Annotated in this window: 14 protein-coding genes; 2 read left to right on the top strand and 12 right to left on the bottom strand. The window is 62.5% G+C overall.

What is annotated here, in order from left to right:
- Window positions 1-27: 27 nt before the first annotated feature.
- The 8 genes from pstB to pdxS all read right to left on the bottom strand — a co-directional run bounded on the left by pstB (window position 28) and on the right by pdxS (window position 6262).
- Window positions 28-807, bottom strand: coding sequence for a phosphate ABC transporter ATP-binding protein PstB (pstB, locus tag OIM11_06805; protein HJJ00837.1), 780 nt, complete (start codon window positions 805-807; stop codon window positions 28-30).
- A gap of 119 nt (window positions 808-926) precedes the next feature.
- A complete protein-coding gene (pstA, locus tag OIM11_06800; protein HJJ00836.1) occupies window positions 927-1760 on the bottom strand; it encodes a phosphate ABC transporter permease PstA in 834 nt (277 codons plus the stop codon).
- A complete protein-coding gene (gene pstC, locus OIM11_06795; GenBank protein ID HJJ00835.1) occupies window positions 1757-2617 on the bottom strand; it encodes a phosphate ABC transporter permease subunit PstC in 861 nt (286 codons plus the stop codon). The genes pstA and pstC overlap by 4 nt, the downstream gene beginning before the upstream one ends.
- A gap of 19 nt (window positions 2618-2636) precedes the next feature.
- Window positions 2637-3548, bottom strand: coding sequence for a substrate-binding domain-containing protein (locus OIM11_06790; GenBank protein ID HJJ00834.1), 912 nt, complete (start codon window positions 3546-3548; stop codon window positions 2637-2639).
- Between the two features lie 223 nt (window positions 3549-3771).
- Window positions 3772-4383, bottom strand: a complete 612-nt coding sequence (locus tag OIM11_06785) for a cysteine hydrolase (protein HJJ00833.1) — start codon at window positions 4381-4383, stop codon at window positions 3772-3774.
- Between the two features lie 29 nt (window positions 4384-4412).
- Window positions 4413-4682, bottom strand: a complete 270-nt coding sequence (locus tag OIM11_06780) for a hypothetical protein (protein HJJ00832.1) — start codon at window positions 4680-4682, stop codon at window positions 4413-4415.
- A 111-nt stretch (window positions 4683-4793) separates the two neighbouring features.
- A complete protein-coding gene (gene pdxT, locus OIM11_06775; protein ID HJJ00831.1) occupies window positions 4794-5375 on the bottom strand; it encodes a pyridoxal 5'-phosphate synthase glutaminase subunit PdxT in 582 nt (193 codons plus the stop codon).
- Window positions 5375-6262, bottom strand: a complete 888-nt coding sequence (gene pdxS, locus OIM11_06770) for a pyridoxal 5'-phosphate synthase lyase subunit PdxS (GenBank protein HJJ00830.1) — start codon at window positions 6260-6262, stop codon at window positions 5375-5377. The genes pdxT and pdxS overlap by 1 nt, the downstream gene beginning before the upstream one ends.
- 181 nt (window positions 6263-6443) lie before the next feature.
- On the opposite strand from pdxS, the gene OIM11_06765 reads away from it, so the two are divergent.
- Together OIM11_06765 and OIM11_06760 are read left to right on the top strand one after the other, a co-directional pair.
- Entirely contained in the window at window positions 6444-7880 is a 1437-nt protein-coding gene (locus OIM11_06765; protein ID HJJ00829.1) for a PLP-dependent aminotransferase family protein, read from the top strand.
- Between the two features lie 149 nt (window positions 7881-8029).
- Complete coding sequence (locus OIM11_06760; GenBank protein ID HJJ00828.1) at window positions 8030-9397, top strand: FtsX-like permease family protein; 1368 nt, start codon at window positions 8030-8032, stop codon at window positions 9395-9397.
- A gap of 162 nt (window positions 9398-9559) precedes the next feature.
- On the opposite strand, the gene OIM11_06755 is transcribed toward OIM11_06760, so the two are convergent.
- From OIM11_06755 to OIM11_06740, 4 genes are all read right to left on the bottom strand, one after another.
- Window positions 9560-11020 (bottom strand): hypothetical protein, encoded by a 1461-nt coding sequence (locus tag OIM11_06755; GenBank protein ID HJJ00827.1) that lies wholly within the window; start codon window positions 11018-11020, stop codon window positions 9560-9562.
- A 102-nt stretch (window positions 11021-11122) separates the two neighbouring features.
- Window positions 11123-12442, bottom strand: coding sequence for a hypothetical protein (locus tag OIM11_06750; GenBank protein ID HJJ00826.1), 1320 nt, complete (start codon window positions 12440-12442; stop codon window positions 11123-11125).
- Window positions 12443-12585: 143 nt separating this feature from the next.
- Window positions 12586-13329 carry a 4Fe-4S dicluster domain-containing protein gene (locus OIM11_06745; GenBank protein HJJ00825.1) on the bottom strand — a complete coding sequence of 248 codons (744 nt, stop codon included), beginning with the start codon at window positions 13327-13329 and terminating at the stop codon, window positions 12586-12588.
- Between the two features lie 26 nt (window positions 13330-13355).
- Entirely contained in the window at window positions 13356-16037 is a 2682-nt protein-coding gene (locus tag OIM11_06740; GenBank protein HJJ00824.1) for a molybdopterin-dependent oxidoreductase, read from the bottom strand.
- Between the last annotated feature and the right edge of the window lie 47 nt (window positions 16038-16084).

Raw genomic sequence — 16084 nt, 5'->3', positions numbered from 1 at the left:
GGTCAGACCCCCTGACACATTCGCCGTCTACCCGAACCTTCCGGCCACGTAGTCCGCGGTGCGCTCGTCACGCGGATGCGTGAACAGGGTCTCCGTGTCGTCGGCCTCGATCATCTCTCCCAGAAGGAAGAACGCGGTCTTGGTCGAGACGCGCAGGGCCTGCAGCATGTTGTGGGTCACCATGATGACGGTGTAACGATGCCTGAGCTCGCCGACGAGCTCCTCGATCTTGGCCGTCGATATGGGATCCAGCGCGCTCGTGGACTCGTCGAGCAGGAGCACCTCCGGCTTCACCGCCAGCGCACGGGCGATGCACAGGCGCTGCTGCTGTCCTCCGGACAGGCCCAGGGCGCTGTGCTTCAGACGGTCCTTGACCTCGTCCCAGATGGCGGCATCGCGAAGGGACGATTCGACGATGTCGTCCAGCTCGCTGTGCTTCCTGACGCCGTGGGTCCGCGGGCCGAAGGCGACGTTGTCGTAGATGCTCATCGGGAACGGGTTGGGCTGCTGGAACACCATGCCGACGCGCCTGCGCAGGTCGGTGGTGGGCATCGTGCGGTAGACGTCGTGGCCGTCGAGCTCGACGCAGCCTCGTACCGAGCAACCCTCGACGAGGTCGTTCATTCGGTTGAGCGTCTTGAGCAACGTCGACTTGCCGCAGCCGGACGGGCCGATGAGGGCTGTCACCTCGTTTTTGGGAAAGGAGAGCGAGATGTCCTTGAGCGCATGGAAGTCGCTGTAGTGCAGGTTCAGGTTCCTCACTTCCATCTTGGCTTCGCGGCTTGGGCATGCGGAGCCCATGGCCATGTCATCGGGGCATGCGTGGGAATCGTGGGACCTGCTTGGGGTGACTGTCGGGGTTTTCTCTCGGACGCATTCCATCGGATTGTCCTTTCGCTTGATAGGGGTATCGGGTTTCGGCATCGCTAGCCCCGCACGTTCAATCGCTTGACGACGAGGTTCGTCCCCGCGTTCAGCAACACGACGAGGGCGAGCAACACGACGGCCGTGGCATAGGTTTCGTTCAGGTGCAGTCCCTCGCTTGCCAGGACGTACATGTGCACGGCAAGTGTGCGGCACGAGTCGAACAGGGCGAAGACGCCCTCGCCGCCAAAGTCGGGGATTTGCGCCACGGTGCCGGCGGTGAACAGCAGCGCCGCTACCTCGCCGACGCAGCGGCCCAGCGCGAGCAGCACGCCACCGAAGATGCCGGGCAGCGCGCTCGGGAGCACGCAGCGGAATATGGTGCGCACGAGACCGGCTCCCAGGGCAAGCCCGCCGTGCTTGTAGGATTGGGGCACGGCGAGAAGGGCCTCCTCGGTCGTGCGCATGATGATGGGGAGCACCATGATCGCCAGGGTGCATGCGCCCGCGAGCAGCGAGAGGCCCCAACCCAGAAGCGTCGTGAAGAAGAGCAGGCCGAACAGGCCGTACACGATCGACGGGATGCCCTGGAGCGTCTCGGTCGTCATGCGCACCACGCGCACGAAACGGCTCGCGGGCCGCGCGTACTCGACGAGGTACACCGCCGAGGCGATGCCGACGGGAGCTGCGATGACGAGGGCGAGAAGCGCCATCAGGACCGTGTCGACCAGGGCGGGCATGAGCGAGACGTTGTCGGAGGTGTACTCCCATTCGAACAGGGTCGGGCTGAGGTTCGGGATGCCGTTCACCAGGATGAACCCTATGATCAGGACGAGCATCGCAGTCGACAAGATGGCGCCCGCGTATACCACGGTGCGAAGGATACGGGCCGTCATCTCAGGGCACCTCGTTTCTTTATCGCGCCGAACAGCAGGCTTATGAGCATGACGAACACGAAGAGCACGACGCCGGTGGCGATGAGCGCTCCGCGATGCAGGTCTGCGGCGTAGCCCATCTCGAGCACGATGTTGGCGGTCATCGTGCGCACGCCATCGAAGATGGAGGAGGGGATGACGGCCTGGTTTCCCGCCACCATGACCACGGCCATCGTCTCTCCGATGGCACGTCCCACGCCCAGGACGACGGACGCCATGATCCCCGAGAACGCGGCCGGCACGATGATGCGAAAGACCGAGCGCTCGTGCGTTGCCCCCAGGGCGAGCGCCCCCTCGTAGTAGCTCCGGGGCACCGCGTCGAGGGCGTTCTTCGACACGGTGATGATGGTGGGCAGGATCATGATGCCCAAGAGGAAGGAGGCGGCGAGCAGCGACAGTCCGTTGCCCGGGCCGATCGAGCGCACGAGGGGGACGACCACCATGAGGCCAAAGAAGCCGTAGACGACCGACGGGATGCCGGCGAGCAGCTCGACGGCGGGTTTGAGCAGCCGCGCGATGCTCGCGTTCGCGAAGCGGGAGAGGAAGATCGCCGTCAGGATGCCCGCGGGCACGCCGACGACGATTGCCCCGGCGGTGACGTAGAGGCTGCCGACTATCATGGGGAATATCCCGTACATATCGCTCCCCGGTTTCCAGGTGGTTCCCAGCAGGAAGTCGGGCAGTCCGATTTGCGCCATGGCGGGAACCCCGTTGGCAAAGAGGAAGAGGCAGATGAGCGCCACGGCCAGGATGGAAATCGCGGCAGCGGCGGCAAAGAGCCACCGCGCCACGCCTTCCTTGAGGGTCTGCCTTGACATGATATGGTTCATGGGATGGCTAGCCAATCACGTCGGCCCAGGTCTTTGCGACACCGGAGAAGATGTTCTTGACCTGCTGGCTGGTCAGCTCGTCGACGGACGAGGACGGTGCGACGATCACGGCGATTCCGTCACGGGCGATGGGCTGGGACCTCACGCCAGCGGCGACTTCGGAATCCTTGAGCTCGCGGGATGCCATGCCGATGTCGCAGGTGCCCTCGATGGCCATGTTCACGCCCGTCGTGGAGTCCGACTGCTGGACCTCGATGGTGACGGCGGGGTTGACGGACTCATAGGCCTCGGCGAGCTTCTCCATCACCGGCGTGACCGATGACGATCCCGCGATAACGACCTTGCCGGACACGTCGCCCTTCTGGTAGGGCTGGGCGGCGTCGTTGACGGCGATGTAGTGGTTATCCTCGACGATGGCCTGCCCGTCGGCACTCATGACGAAGGTGACGAAGTCGTTTGCCGCAGCATTGGACATGTCGCTGAGGACGATGTTGAAAGGACGCGAGACCTTGTAGGAGCCGCCCTTCACGTTGTCCGCCGTCGCCTCCACGCCGTCGATACGGACGGCCTTGACGGAGTCGTTGAGCGAGCCGAGGGAGATGTAGCCGATTCCATTGGGGTCGTTGGCGACCGATGTCATCATGACCGACGTGGAGTTGGTGATGGCCGCCTTGTCGGTCGTGGTATCGGTCTTGTTGCCCTGCGCGTCCTTTTCCTCCAAGCCGAAGAGCTCGATGAAGGCTCCGCGCGTTCCGGATCCGTCCTCGCGCGAGTAGACGGAGATCTGCTCGGTGCCGGACGACCCCTGGGCGCCGGATTCCTGGCCCGACGACGAGCATCCGATCATGGCGAACGCCCCTACGAGGCAGGTTATCATTGCGAGGGTCGTGAGGACGACGCGCGCTATTGTCTTGGTCATGTCTAGGTCCTTTCCTGTGGTCATTGCCTATCTCCTTGTCATGGATAAGCTTTGACCACAGGATAGAATCGGCATGTAAAGCGTCTATCAGGCGTTTGTAAAGCCTCTGCAAAATGCGATGGGGGTGACAGTGGGGACGGGGAGGTGACAGGGGGACGGGGGTTCTGTCACGCGAATCCAGCGTGACAGAACCCCCGTCCCCCTGTCACCTCCCCGTCACGCCCTAATCTGTCAGATCCTCGACCTGCAAAAGTGCCCCGGCGGCAAATTCATCGCAGCTCATGATCGTGGTGCCGATGTACGCCATGTCGTCGATGTTGGCCTTCTGCACCGCGGGAGTGCGTGATGAGGTGGCATCCTCGAGTACGATGACGTTGTAGCCGAGCGAGAGTGCATCATAGCAGGTTGTCCGGATGCAATTGGGTGTGGTGGTGCCGGCGAGCACGACCGTGTCGATGTTGCGTTCGCGCAGCATCGCATCGAGTTGCGTGTCGAAAAAGGCGGAGAAGCGCGGCTTGTGAACGATGCACTCGCCTTCATGGGGTGCGAGCTCGTCGGGAGCCTCGATGCTGTGAGGGTCGGAGCCCTCGCGGCATAAGGGCCGTCCGCCGGCTAACCAAATGCGACGGCGCACGGGCTCGACATCGGAGCCGTCAAAGGCGTATGCGCGGCGCACGTGATAGATTGCCATGTCATGGCTGCGCGCCGTGGCAAGCGCATGGGCGCAGGCGGGTATCGTGGCCTGCGCTCCGGCGACGCACAGTGACGAAGACGGGTCGATGAACCCGTTTTGCATGTCGATCATGAGCAGGGCGCTTGTTTCGTAGCTAATCATAAGGGTATGTACGTCATGAACCGGCGCGTCTAGTGCCTGCAGAGACCCGAGCCGGGATACCATGCCTTGCGCTCTTCGATGAGCGCGATGATGCGTTGCTTTTGCTCGTCGTCAAAGGCCTCGTTCGCGCTTGCCTCGGCGGCAAGCTTGTCGAGCATCTTGATTGCGCCCTCAAGGTCTGGAGCGGGACAGCAGGGCCGGCAGAAGAAACGGATCCAGTAGGAGTCCTTCGCCATATCATCGACGAGCTCCTGGAATGAGGAACCGCCGTTCGTGAGCTGCACTTCGCACGCATCCATAGGTATCTCCAAACTTTGACAAGGATGAATCGAATACGACTGTCGTAATGATACCCTGAGCTTCCCGCGCAGACCAGTTGACGCGAGAAGGGCAATCAGATTGCATGCCTTTTACAGGGCGAGGAAGAGCTCGTGGATGCGCGGGTCATCATCGAGCTCGGGATGGAACGCGACGCCGATCTGCTTGCCATCGCGCGCGGCGACGATGTCGCCGTCGATCCGTGCGAGCTCGACTGCGCCTTCGCGCACCTCGACGATGCGCGGTGCCCGTATGAAGCTCATGGGCACCGGACCGATGCCGGCAAATTCGTCCGTCGCGTGAAAGCTTGCGAGCTGGCGGCCGTAGGCGTTTCGCTCGACCGTGACGTGCATGGTCCCCAGGTGGCTGTCGGGCCTGATCGGGCGACTGCCGTCATCATCGTCGATGACACGTTCGGCGAGCAGAATGAGGCCCGCACAGGTGCCGAGCACGGGCATCCCCTCGTCGATCAGCTTGCGAAGCGACGTGAGCATACCCTCTTCGCGCAGCAGCCTTCCCTGCACCGTCGATTCGCCTCCGGGTAGGATGAGCCGGTCGAAGTGACGGCTCATGTTGCGCAGGCAACGCAGCTCGAACCACGGTTCGCCCAGCTCGTCGAGCATCGCGGCGTGCTCGGCAAACGCGCCCTGCACCGCCAGGATTGCCGTGGTCATTAGATGCCCCGCTCCGCCATGAGCAGCTCGATCTCGTCCTTGTTGATGCCGACCATGGCCTCGCCGAGGTTTTCCGAGACGTGCGCGATGTACTCCGGGTCCTCGTAGCGCGTCACGGCGCCGACGATGGCGCAGGCGCGCTCGGCGGGATTGCCGCTCTTGAAGATGCCGCTTCCCACGAAGACGCCCTCGGCGCCGAGCTGCATCATGAGCGCCGCGTCGGCCGGCGTCGCCACGCCGCCGGCAGCGAAGTTGACGACGGGCAGTTTGCCGTGCTCGTGCACATAGCGAAGCAGGTCGATGGGGACCTCCAGGCGCTTTGCCTCCTCGAAGAGCTCGTCTTCGCGCAGGGCGCCCACCGCGCGTATCTCGCCGTTGATGAGGCGCATGTGGCTTACCGCCTGCACGACGTCACCGGTGCCGGGCTCGCCCTTGGTGCGGATCATCGACGCGCCCTCGGCGACGCGGCGCAGTGCCTCGCCCAGGTTGCGTGCGCCGCATACGAACGGCACGGAAAACGCCGTCTTGTCGATATGGCAGATGTCATCGGCAGGGCTCAGCACCTCGGACTCGTCGATGTAGTCGATCTCGATGGCCTCGAGCACCTGGGCCTCGACGAAGTGGCCGATGCGGCACTTTGCCATGACGGGGATGCTCACGGCCTGCTGGATGCCGCGTATCATCGCCGGGTCGCTCATGCGGCTCACGCCGCCTGCCGCGCGTATGTCTGCCGGGATGCGCTCGAGGGCCATGACCGCACACGCACCCGCCTCCTCGGCGATGCGTGCCTGGTCGGGGGTGGTCACGTCCATGATGACGCCACCCTTGAGCATCTGCGCCAGCTCCCGGTTGAGTTTGGCGCGTTCTTCCCTCGTCGTCTCTGCCATGTCTTGCCTCCGCGTGTCGATTCGAGTACTGACGGCTCGAAGCCTAGGCGTAATCTGGACATGTTTGTATATCCATATCTTGCGAAATTGATATGACCAGATTATGCTCAGAGAACGAGACACATTGGACAGGTACATCTGTCTCATTGCCTCAGTCGCTTGTCCCACCACGGAGGTGCTGATGCTGGATTACGATTTGGAGAGCCGTGGGGAGCTGAGCCTCTACGAATTCGTCTATCGTTCGATTAGACGCGACATCGAGGCCGGCACGCTTGCACCCCACGAGAAGCTGCCTTCCAAGCGCGCGTTTGCCCAGCATCTCGGCGTGAGTCTCATCACCGTGGAAAACGCCTACGCCCAACTGGTGACGGAGGGTTACTGCTATACGAAGCCCCGCAGCGGATACTACGTCTCGGAGCTCTCGTTCTCGATGATTGGCGACGATGAGACACATCGGACAGGTACATCTGTCTCATCCGGTTTTGCAAATGAGACAGATGTACCTGTCCGATGTGTCTCATCGTGCGCTCCTGTTTTCGACCTCTCGCGTGTCGATGTCGATCTCGCCATGGTCTCGCGCGTGTGGGGAAGGGCCCTGCGTCGCGTCTTGTCGGCCGAAGCCGACGAGGAGCTCTACGGTCCACAGCCTCCCAAGGGCACCTTGCGTCTGCGTCGTGCCATCGCGCACAGACTCCGTGAGACGCGCGGATTCGAGGCCGATCCCGCTCGTATCGTCGTCGGTGCCGGCTCGCAGCTCCTCGATGCCGCACTCGTGCAGCTCCTGCGGCCCAAGGGCTCGGTGGCGCTCGAGAACCCCGGTTATCCGCGCCTGGCGCAGATTTACGCGTCGGCAGGGGTGTCCGTGCGGCCCATCGGGCTCGATGACGAGGGCATCTCCATGGAGGAGCTTCGGGCAAGCGATGCGAGTCTCGTCCACGTCATGCCGTCGCATCAGTTCCCGACCGGTATCGTGACGAGCATTAGCCGTCGCTACGAATTGCTTGCGTGGGCGAACGAGGCCGAGGAACGCTACATCGTCGAGGATGACTACGACGCGCCGTTTCGTATGGCGGGCCGTCCGGTGGCAAGCCTCGCATCCATCGACGTGGCGGGCCACGTTATATACACCAACACGTTTTCCAAGAGCCTGGGCCCGGCGCTTCGCATGGCCTTCATGGTTTTGCCGCTCGAACTGGCCGAGGCGTGGGACGAGCGTGTCGGCTTCTACGCGAACACCGTGAGTGTCATCGATCAGATTGCACTCGCGCGTATGATCGAGACGGGTGATTACGAGCGTCATGTGAACCGCTACCGCAAGGCGCAGCGCGACGTGCGCGATGCCTTTGTGGACGAAATGATGCGGCTCGCCCCGTCGCGCCGCGTGCATGTCGAACAGGCCGATTCGGGGCTGCATTTCGTGCTTTCCATCGAGGATGCCGACGAGGGCCGAATCACCGCCGCTGCACTCGAACGGGGAGTGCGCCTCTCGCCCATGGACGATTACGCAATCGCCCCGCTGCCGCCTCACGATGATGCGCGTTTCGCCATCCAGTACGGCGGGCTGGACGTCGAATCGGCTCGCGAGGCCGCCCGCATCATCGCCGCCTGTGTAGGGTAGGGCCTTTGTCGAGAAGCTTGTTCCATGCAGATCTCTCATCCGGCCTTCGTCAACGCGAACCTTACGAAAGTGTTCGCGTGCGGTAAGGCGACCCGATGGTAGCTCCTCTTCTCAGCTCTTAGGATGGGCATGACTCGGAAGGGAGTGGCATGTACGCAAAGATTGCCATCGGGAATATCAAGCGCTCATTCGGGGATTACTCGGTCTACTTCATGACCTTGGCCTTTGCCGCGTGTCTTCTGTACTCGTTCACGGCATCGACCGACTATCTCCTTGCCCTGGACCTGAGCGAACAGCAAAGGGGCGTGTACGATTCAGCCAACGGCGTCATGCAGGCGTTCTCGGTGTTCTCCGTCATCGTCTTCGCATTCCTCATCGTCTACGCGAACCGCTTCATCCTGCGTCGCCGCTCCCGCGAGTTCGCGCTCTACGAGATCCTGGGCATGCCCGCGTCGTCCATTGCGCGCATCCTCGCCTACGAGGGGTGCGTCGTCGGCCTTGTCGCCCTGGTCATCGGCATGCTGGTGGCGGTCGTGATATCGCCGCTCTCTGGCTTTGTCGCCGCTTTTGTCTTCGACGCTCCGTACAAGCTCGTCTTCACCTTTTCGTCCGATGCCCTTTGCTGGACCGCGGGCTGCTTTCTCTCGATCATGGCCCTGGCCACGCTCCTCGGCATTCGCGACGTGGGCAGGCGACCGCTCATAGAGCTGCTGCGCGCGAATTCGACTCCCGATAGCCCCAAGGGCATCCGGCGCCTGCCAGCGGCCCTGCAGCTTGCTTTCGCCTTTGTCGTGCTGGCCGTCGTGTGGGGATCGTGCATCCTGCAGCCCATCTTCTTCGTCGTCTGGATACTGCCGCTGGGTGTCCTTGCCGTGCTCGCCACCGCCGTCCTGTTTCGCTGGGTCGCCACCAGCTGGCCATCCCGTGCCCGACGCAAACCCGCCCGCTATCTCTCGGGTCTGCGCTTCTTCGTCATCCGCCAGGTCGAGAGTCGTGTCTCGTCGAGCTCGAACGCCATGGCCTGCACCTGCGTCCTCATCGCCGTGGCCACGTGCATGATGGTGGCCGGACTGGCCTTCAGCGTGGGAATGCGAGGACCCGCGGGCATCGACAACGCCGCGGCATTGGCACCCATCGGCTACGTCGGGATCTTCTACGGCATCACGTTTCTCGTGGCGGCTGCCGCGGTGCTCGCATTGCAGCAGCTCGCCGACGCGGTCGATAGCGCCGGACGCTTCGCACTGCTCGCCGACTTGGGCTGCGATCCCAAGATGATGCGGAGCGCAATACGCACCCAAGTGGGCATCTACTTTGCGGCACCGTTCGCGTTTGCTATGGTGCACGATTGCTTCGGGCTGGCACTCGTGGGCTTCCTCGCACTGGTGCTGGGAAGCTCGTCCTATGTGGCGATCGTGGCGGCGGTCATCGGTGGCACCGCCGTCTTGCTCGGCATCTACTACCTGTTGACCTGTCACGAATGCCAGCGGGTGCTCCTGCCAAGGATGGCCGTTGTGTGACCGCCATAAAGGCTCGCTTCGTCCCAATTGCCAAAGCGTGTGGTCACTGACCGCTATCTTTGGCACCTGGCGGTCAACGACTGGCAATCCTTGGCAGGACGCCTCCATCGACGGTCAGCGACCAGCAATCCTTGGCAGCGCGAAGGTACTGTCAGCGGCTTCTTACGCCACCTTCCCCGAGCGCACCTTGTCGCGCAGCAGCCAGCTCACCAGGATGTAGATGACCATGGACGCAGGCGCAACCAGCAAGAACGGTATCTGCAAGATGCCCGTGGCATACAGCACGCTTGCCACGACGGAAACCGCCACGAGCGTTCCCACGCCACGCCAGTTGACCGTTCGCTCCTGGGCGCTTACGTCGATTTCACGCGCGCCGATGCCCATCTTGCCGCGCACGATGTAGTAGTCGGTGATGAGCAGGATGCACCACGAGCTCGTGAGTATCGAGCCGTAGCTCATGAAGGCGTTGACCTGGTCGAGGATGTTGCCCAGAATGAAGGCAAGTCCGATGGCGTTGGCGATGATGACGGCAACGGGCCAGGCGAGCTTCTTGCCGAAGAGCGAATCGAAGAGGTTCGACACGGCATTGGCACCGCCAATCGAGTTCGAGGTCTCGACCTTCATCTGCGACAGGCAGATGATGGCCAGGCCGCTGCCGCCCGATGCGAGCACGAGCGAGACGCCGGGATTGGTCACTGCGGCGTTTGCCGCGAGCGTCGCATCCATGCCCTGGGCGCTGAAGTATGCGAACGACTGCTCAAAGCCGTAATAGACGATGAGCGCGCCGAATATGTACGTGACAATGGCAAAGATCGAGCCCGTGAGAGAAATGGGCACGAGGTCGCGCTCCTTGCGAGCGAAGCGCGTGAAGTCGGCGGCGAACAATGCGAGCAGGCCGCTCGTCATGATGGCGTAGTTCACCGAATAGGCAAAGCCCTCGAGGGGTTCGACGCCGGGGATCATGATGCCGTGCGTTGCCGCATCGACGAGCTGTCCGTCGGCGGCGATGAGATAGACCACATAGCCCATGACGCAGAAGAGCGCGACGACGAACACGGCGTTCATGCGGGCGATGACCTTGGTGCCGAACAGCGCCATGAGCACCCACACGCACGAGATGCCGATGAAGAGGGCCCATCGGGCGAATTCGCCCTCCCAGCCAAAGGCGAACAGGATGGCGTTACCCAACTGCACGGTGCCTACGGCCAAAACGCCCACCAAGACGAATATCCAGATGAGCGAGCCGACGGCGGAGCCGTTCTTGCCAAAGATGTAGTAGCGGGAGACGACGTTGTTGGGAAGACCCTCGCGAAAGCAGATCTTGCCGACGAAATACGTGAGCACGAAGGAAAGCGCGAACGTGATGGCGACGGTAACGCCGCCGAGCTGGCAGCCCGCGTAGAAGGCGACGATGCCGCCGCCCATGAGCTTGGAGAGGCTCGAGACCACTCCGGAGAGGATGGCCGCGATATCCGGCCAGGAAAGACGCGCCCAATCGGGCACCCTTTCGAAAAGCGATACTTGGCTCGTGACCGAGCGTCCCTTTGCGGGAGCCCTGCCCTGGGCAGGTGCCTTCACGTCGGTGACGGCTTTGCCCTTGGGGCTTTGCGAATTGGAATCCATGGCGACACCTCTGTCGAATCGGTCGGGTTATGCCTGGTAGTTATTCGGAAAAGGGGGTGTCGGCGCCCCGTGCATGCGAGGCGCCGACTGGAAAAGGAGGGACTACACGATGCCCAGGTTTGCCATGATGATCATGACGATCAATGCGCACAGACCGGCGCCGATGGAGATGGCGGCGATGTACTTGTAGGAATTCTTGTGCGTGAGCTTCATGGCTGAGAGCATGCCGAACATGGCGCCCGAGTTAGGCAGCGCACCACCGATGGTGGCCGAAGTCGCGATGATCTTCGCGAGCGCGGCGGGATCGACGCCCGTCGCCAGGTAGGGCTGCAGGAAGTTCTGGGCGATGATGCCCACGGCACCCGAGCCGGAACCCATGATGCCACCGAGGGCGGCTGCCATGGTGGCGGCGGACACGTAGGTGCCGCCAGGCATGTTGAAGATGGCCTCGTAGATGACCGAGAAGCCGATGGATGCGGCGGCAACGGTGCCGACGCCGACGGCAGCGGAGGTGAAGACCGCGGGGCCAACACCGGCAACGGCGCCTGCGCCGAGGGAATCCTTGACGCTCGGCACGAACTTGAAGAAGCAGGCAATCGAGGCGATGATGCCCACGAGCATGCCGATGTAGACGACGTTCTTCATGCCCGTCGCGGACAGGCCGATGATGGTGGCGATGAGCAGGATGAGCGGCAGCAGCGACAGGAACAGGTTGGGGATGTTCTTGTCCTCCTCGACCTCGATGTCGTCCTCGGTTGCCACGAAGTGCTCACCACGAGCCTGAGCGCGCTTGAGCGAGAACTTGATGATCAGGCAGCTGATCACGATGGCGATGATGGAGCCCACGATGCCCATGATGGGAGCGGCCGTGAGCGATACGCCGCAGCCGTTGGCTGCGTTGATCCAGGCGATAGCCGGTACACCCGGGATCATCGCCATGGTGAACGAGCAGGTACCCAGCGTCCAAGCTGCGCAAAACAGCGGCCAGGGGATGTCGCACTCGCGGAACATCGGACGTGCCAGCGGGATGAGCGCGAACATGGCGACGAACATCGAGATGCCCGCATAGGTGAGCAGCGCGCCGATGAGCGAGATGCCGAGAAGCACCATGTAGGGGCTCTTGGTTCCCACCTTGTTCATGATTGCCTGCGCGATGGATTTCGCGGCACCCGACTTGTCCATGAACTCGCCCATGATGGCGCCGCCCATGAAGATGATCAGGTTACCCCTCAAGAATCCGGCCAAGCCGGTGACGTACGACGTTTCGGTGCCCACCATGGAGCTCATGATGTCCATGCCATTGGTGAGCGCGATAACGATGGCAGTCACGATCGAGGTGATCAGCACGTTCCAGCCCCTCATGGCTGCAACGACGAAGAACACCAAGCCCACGACGATGCCTATAACTCCAATCCATTCCATTACATATCCTCCTCAGGTTTCTCCTAAAACAAAGCTTCGAAAGCTTTACCGGTGCCCCAGATTGGCGTGCGCTTCGGGCTAAGCGGCCCTAGCGTGCCGTGCAGCGCCCGAAGCAAACGCCAAGGTGAGGTGCCGGGAAAGCTTTACGCCATGTCGTTGCGCGTCGCGCGCATCAGCTCGGCGTTGTTCGCGTGCTTCATGACAAGCTCGTCACGGCGAATCGTTCCCTCATCGAAGGTCGTGAGGTCCTCCTCGCTCTCGAACATCGTCCCCAGGTCGCCACGCTGCTGGTTGAGCCTGATGGCCTCATCCACGTCATAGGGGATGAGCGGCGTCTTCTCGCGTGGGTTCCAGATGATGAAAGCGGGTTTTGTGGCGTCCGGCGCGGGCATGCCCTCGCACTGACGCACGTCGCCGTACTTCTCGATGAGCTCGTCGAGCGGGCCAAAGTCAAAGGCGCGCAACGGGCAGCTCGCGGTGCAGGCGGGCTGCATGCCCTCGGCGAGGCGATCGACGCACATGGTGCACTTGCTCATCTTGGCGCCCTGCTCGTCGCTGGCGAACTTGGGCGATCCGTAGGGGCATGCCTCGTAGCACTTGCGGCAGCCTTCGCACTTGTCCTGGTCCACCAGGACCGCGCCGAACTCGTCTTCCTTGTAGATGGCGCCGTTGGGGCACACCTTCATGCAAGACGGGTCCTCGCAATGGGCGCACGGGAAGGCCAGGGCGTTCAGGCGGATGTTGGGGAAGGTTCCCTTCTCCCATTCGTAGACGGTCATCCACTTCTCGGCGCCCGGCTCGATGTCGTTCCAGTCCTTGCAGGCGATGCTGCATGCCTGGCAGGCGTAGCAGCGGTTCATGTCGAACATAAATCCGTATTGGGTCATTTTCTTTCCTCCTTTCCAGGCTTCCGCTAGGCGTACTCGCCGGGAGTCGTGGGATTGGATGCCGCGGCGTTGAGCTGAGCTTGGGCCTCGGCGCTCATGAACGCGACCTCATGGGCCTTGTCGGCCTGGGCGAGCTTCTCGCGTACGCCGATAGCGACCTTCGCGCCGCGCATGCCGCCACGGGCGGCTTCGGTGCCGTATCCTTCGGCATCGCCGTCGGCCACCTTCTCGACCTCGCACAGTCCGGCGATGATGAGCGCGCCCAGGATGTGGGGCAGGTGTCCGTCATCGAGCAGGATGTTGGGCGTGCCGCGCATGTCCTGGCCAAAGGCGTTCATCTCGGCGTCCTCGCCGTTGGTCTGGTACCAGGAGCCGTGGTGGACGGCCGCGGTGCCGGGCATGCAGCGGTTGGTGACGTAGGCCGGCAGGATTGCCTCGCCACGGTCGGAGTAGACGCGGCACAGGTCGCCGTCCTTGATGCCGCGGGCCTGGGCATCCACGCCCGAGATCCACACGCCATGACGGTAGACATCCTCGCGCATGAAGGGGTTGTTGTCGTTGCTCGAATGCTGACGGTAGACGGAGACGGGCGTGACGACGGAAAGCGGATACTTCTTGACCTTGGGGTTGTAGAAGCCGTCGTTACTGGCAGATCCGATGTCGCCCTCCACGTAGCTGGGGCTCCAGACCGGCATGGGTTCGATTTGGCCGCGCCAGCGCGACTCGGTCATGTCATGTGTCTCGACGAAGCGCGAGTAGGGCTCGATCTTCCCCGTCGGCGTGTAGAAGGGGCTTTCGCCGGCGTCCATGGCCGACTTGAAGGGGTAGTAGGGCTCGTCGATCTCGGTGCGAACGACCGGGTTGGCGTTGAAGTCCTCCCAGGTCTGGATCTCCTCTTTCCCGAGGGCGATGAGATAGCCATCGTCGATCCACTTCTCGACGGCCTCCTTGTAGACCTTCTCCTGCTCGTCGACCCAGTCTTCCCACTCGACGTCCTTCATGCGGGGGTTGTAGCCCTCGACGACCTCGTCGCCCAGGCGCTTGGCGATCTGGGTCCAGACCCATTCCTTGGAGCGGACCTCACCGGGGAACTCCGCACCGCGTGCGCAGAAGGTGAAGTAGTTGCGCATGCCGTTGGGGCCGCTGACGAAGCGCTGGTGGCCGTACATGTACTCGTCCATGCCCTCGAACTGCCACACGGGAGCCGGCAGGATGATGTCGCACAGCTCGGCGGTGGGCTGGTTCATGTGCCACTGGAAGCCCCAGTTGAACTTCGTGTCGGCCATGCCCTTGAAGCGTTTGTTCACGTTCGAGTGATTGTTGGCGTAGTTGTTCTCGAAGATGATCATCTGGATGTTGGGCAGGGGGCTGTCGTTGGTAGGCGAGCCGATGAGGTGACGGAACTCGCTCTCGGTGATGCGACCCTCCCAGTAGTCCTTCTGACGCGCCAGGATCTCGGTCAGGCAGTTGTTGTTGAAGAGCACCGGAACCTTGTAGTCACCCGGATTGCGATGCCAGTCAGCGGTGGGGGTGGGGATGCGTCCCGGCGTGGGCAGGCACGCACCGGACTCGCAACCACCGTGAATGGCGATGTTGCCGGTCATGGCCTGCAGGATCATGGAAGCCGACGCGCTGTAGTCGCCCATGTGGCGCTTGGCGCAGCTGTAGAAGTACTGCAGGTGCACCGGCTGCGACGTGCCATAGAGGCGTGCGAGCTCGCGGATGGTCTCGGCGGGAACCGCGCAGATGGGGGCGGCCCACTCGGGGGTCTTCTTGATACCGTCTTCGCCTTCGCCCATGACGTAGGCACGCCACTCGTCGAGGCCTTCCTTGTCGACCCACTTCTCGATGAACTCGTGGTCGAGCATGTCCTCCTCGAAGAGTACCTGTGCGATGGCGAGCATCATGGCCAGGTCGGTGCCGGGGCGGATGGGAATCCACTGGTCGGCGATGAGCTCGGCCGACTGCGTGTAGCGCGGATCGATGATGATGGTCTTGATGCCGTACTCGTGCGCGAGCTTCATGTAGTAGGACGTCTGCCCGTACCACGCCACGACCGGATCCATGCCCCACAGGATGAGGAGCTTGGAATAGAAGATGTCCGGAGCCTCGAAACCCGGAATCGAGTTTTGCAGGCCACGCGTGACCTTGGTCAAATCGACGCCCAGGTGCAGCATCTCGCCGGCTGCATGTCCCGAGGTGGAGTGCTCTCCCCAAGCACCAAAGCCAGCCTCCCACCAAGGTGCCAGCGGAAAGCCGTTCTTCTCGAAGCTCGGATACTGCGAATGGAAGATGCCATAGGGGCCGTACTCGGCCTTGATCTCCTTCATCTTGTCGGCGATGGTGTCCAGCGCCTCGTCCCAGCTGATGGGCACGAAGTAGCCCTTGCCCGGGCCCTTCTCGCCGATGCGCTTCATGGGATGCAGAAGACGCGTCTCGCCGTAGAGCTCCTTCTTCCAGGAATGGCCCATGGCGCACGGACGTGCCTGGATGTTGCCCTTGAGCAGTTCCTCCCACGCCTTGTCCTCGCGGCTGTCGTTCTTGTTGATGGAGTCATCGGGTTCGATTGCGAAGATCTTGCCATCCTTCATATGGCATTTCAGAACGCAAGCCGAATCCCAGCAGCCATTTGCCGGACACGAGGTGTAGAAGATGCGCTCGCCTTCGCGACGCTTCTTGCTCGCATCTATGATGCCCTGCTTGTCCATACGTACCTCCCTCTCTTACTTCAATCCCTCACGTTTGCCATTGCCTT

Source organism: Coriobacteriaceae bacterium (genome assembly GCA_025992705.1).
Lineage (GTDB): Bacteria > Actinomycetota > Coriobacteriia > Coriobacteriales > QAMH01 > QAMH01.
Note: the sequence above shows the minus strand (reverse complement) of the source record. Positions and strands in the feature narration are given on the sequence as shown.

Excerpts from the sequence above, each read along its gene's own strand:
- pstB (HJJ00837.1), bottom strand. The coding sequence starts at position 807 with ATGGCCATGGGCTCCGCATGCCCAAGCCGCGAAGCCAAGATGGAAGTG.
- pstA (HJJ00836.1), bottom strand. The coding sequence starts at position 1,760 with ATGACGGCCCGTATCCTTCGCACCGTGGTATACGCGGGCGCCATCTTG.
- pstC (HJJ00835.1), bottom strand. The coding sequence starts at position 2,617 with ATGTCAAGGCAGACCCTCAAGGAAGGCGTGGCGCGGTGGCTCTTTGCC.
- OIM11_06790 (HJJ00834.1), bottom strand. The coding sequence starts at position 3,548 with ATGACCAAGACAATAGCGCGCGTCGTCCTCACGACCCTCGCAATGATA.
- OIM11_06785 (HJJ00833.1), bottom strand. The coding sequence starts at position 4,383 with ATGATTAGCTACGAAACAAGCGCCCTGCTCATGATCGACATGCAAAAC.
- OIM11_06780 (HJJ00832.1), bottom strand. The coding sequence starts at position 4,682 with ATGGATGCGTGCGAAGTGCAGCTCACGAACGGCGGTTCCTCATTCCAG.
- pdxT (HJJ00831.1), bottom strand. The coding sequence starts at position 5,375 with ATGACCACGGCAATCCTGGCGGTGCAGGGCGCGTTTGCCGAGCACGCC.
- pdxS (HJJ00830.1), bottom strand. The coding sequence starts at position 6,262 with ATGGCAGAGACGACGAGGGAAGAACGCGCCAAACTCAACCGGGAGCTG.
- OIM11_06765 (HJJ00829.1), top strand. The coding sequence starts at position 6,444 with ATGCTGGATTACGATTTGGAGAGCCGTGGGGAGCTGAGCCTCTACGAA.
- OIM11_06760 (HJJ00828.1), top strand. The coding sequence starts at position 8,030 with ATGTACGCAAAGATTGCCATCGGGAATATCAAGCGCTCATTCGGGGAT.
- OIM11_06755 (HJJ00827.1), bottom strand. The coding sequence starts at position 11,020 with ATGGATTCCAATTCGCAAAGCCCCAAGGGCAAAGCCGTCACCGACGTG.
- OIM11_06750 (HJJ00826.1), bottom strand. The coding sequence starts at position 12,442 with ATGGAATGGATTGGAGTTATAGGCATCGTCGTGGGCTTGGTGTTCTTC.
- OIM11_06745 (HJJ00825.1), bottom strand. The coding sequence starts at position 13,329 with ATGACCCAATACGGATTTATGTTCGACATGAACCGCTGCTACGCCTGC.
- OIM11_06740 (HJJ00824.1), bottom strand. The coding sequence starts at position 16,037 with ATGGACAAGCAGGGCATCATAGATGCGAGCAAGAAGCGTCGCGAAGGC.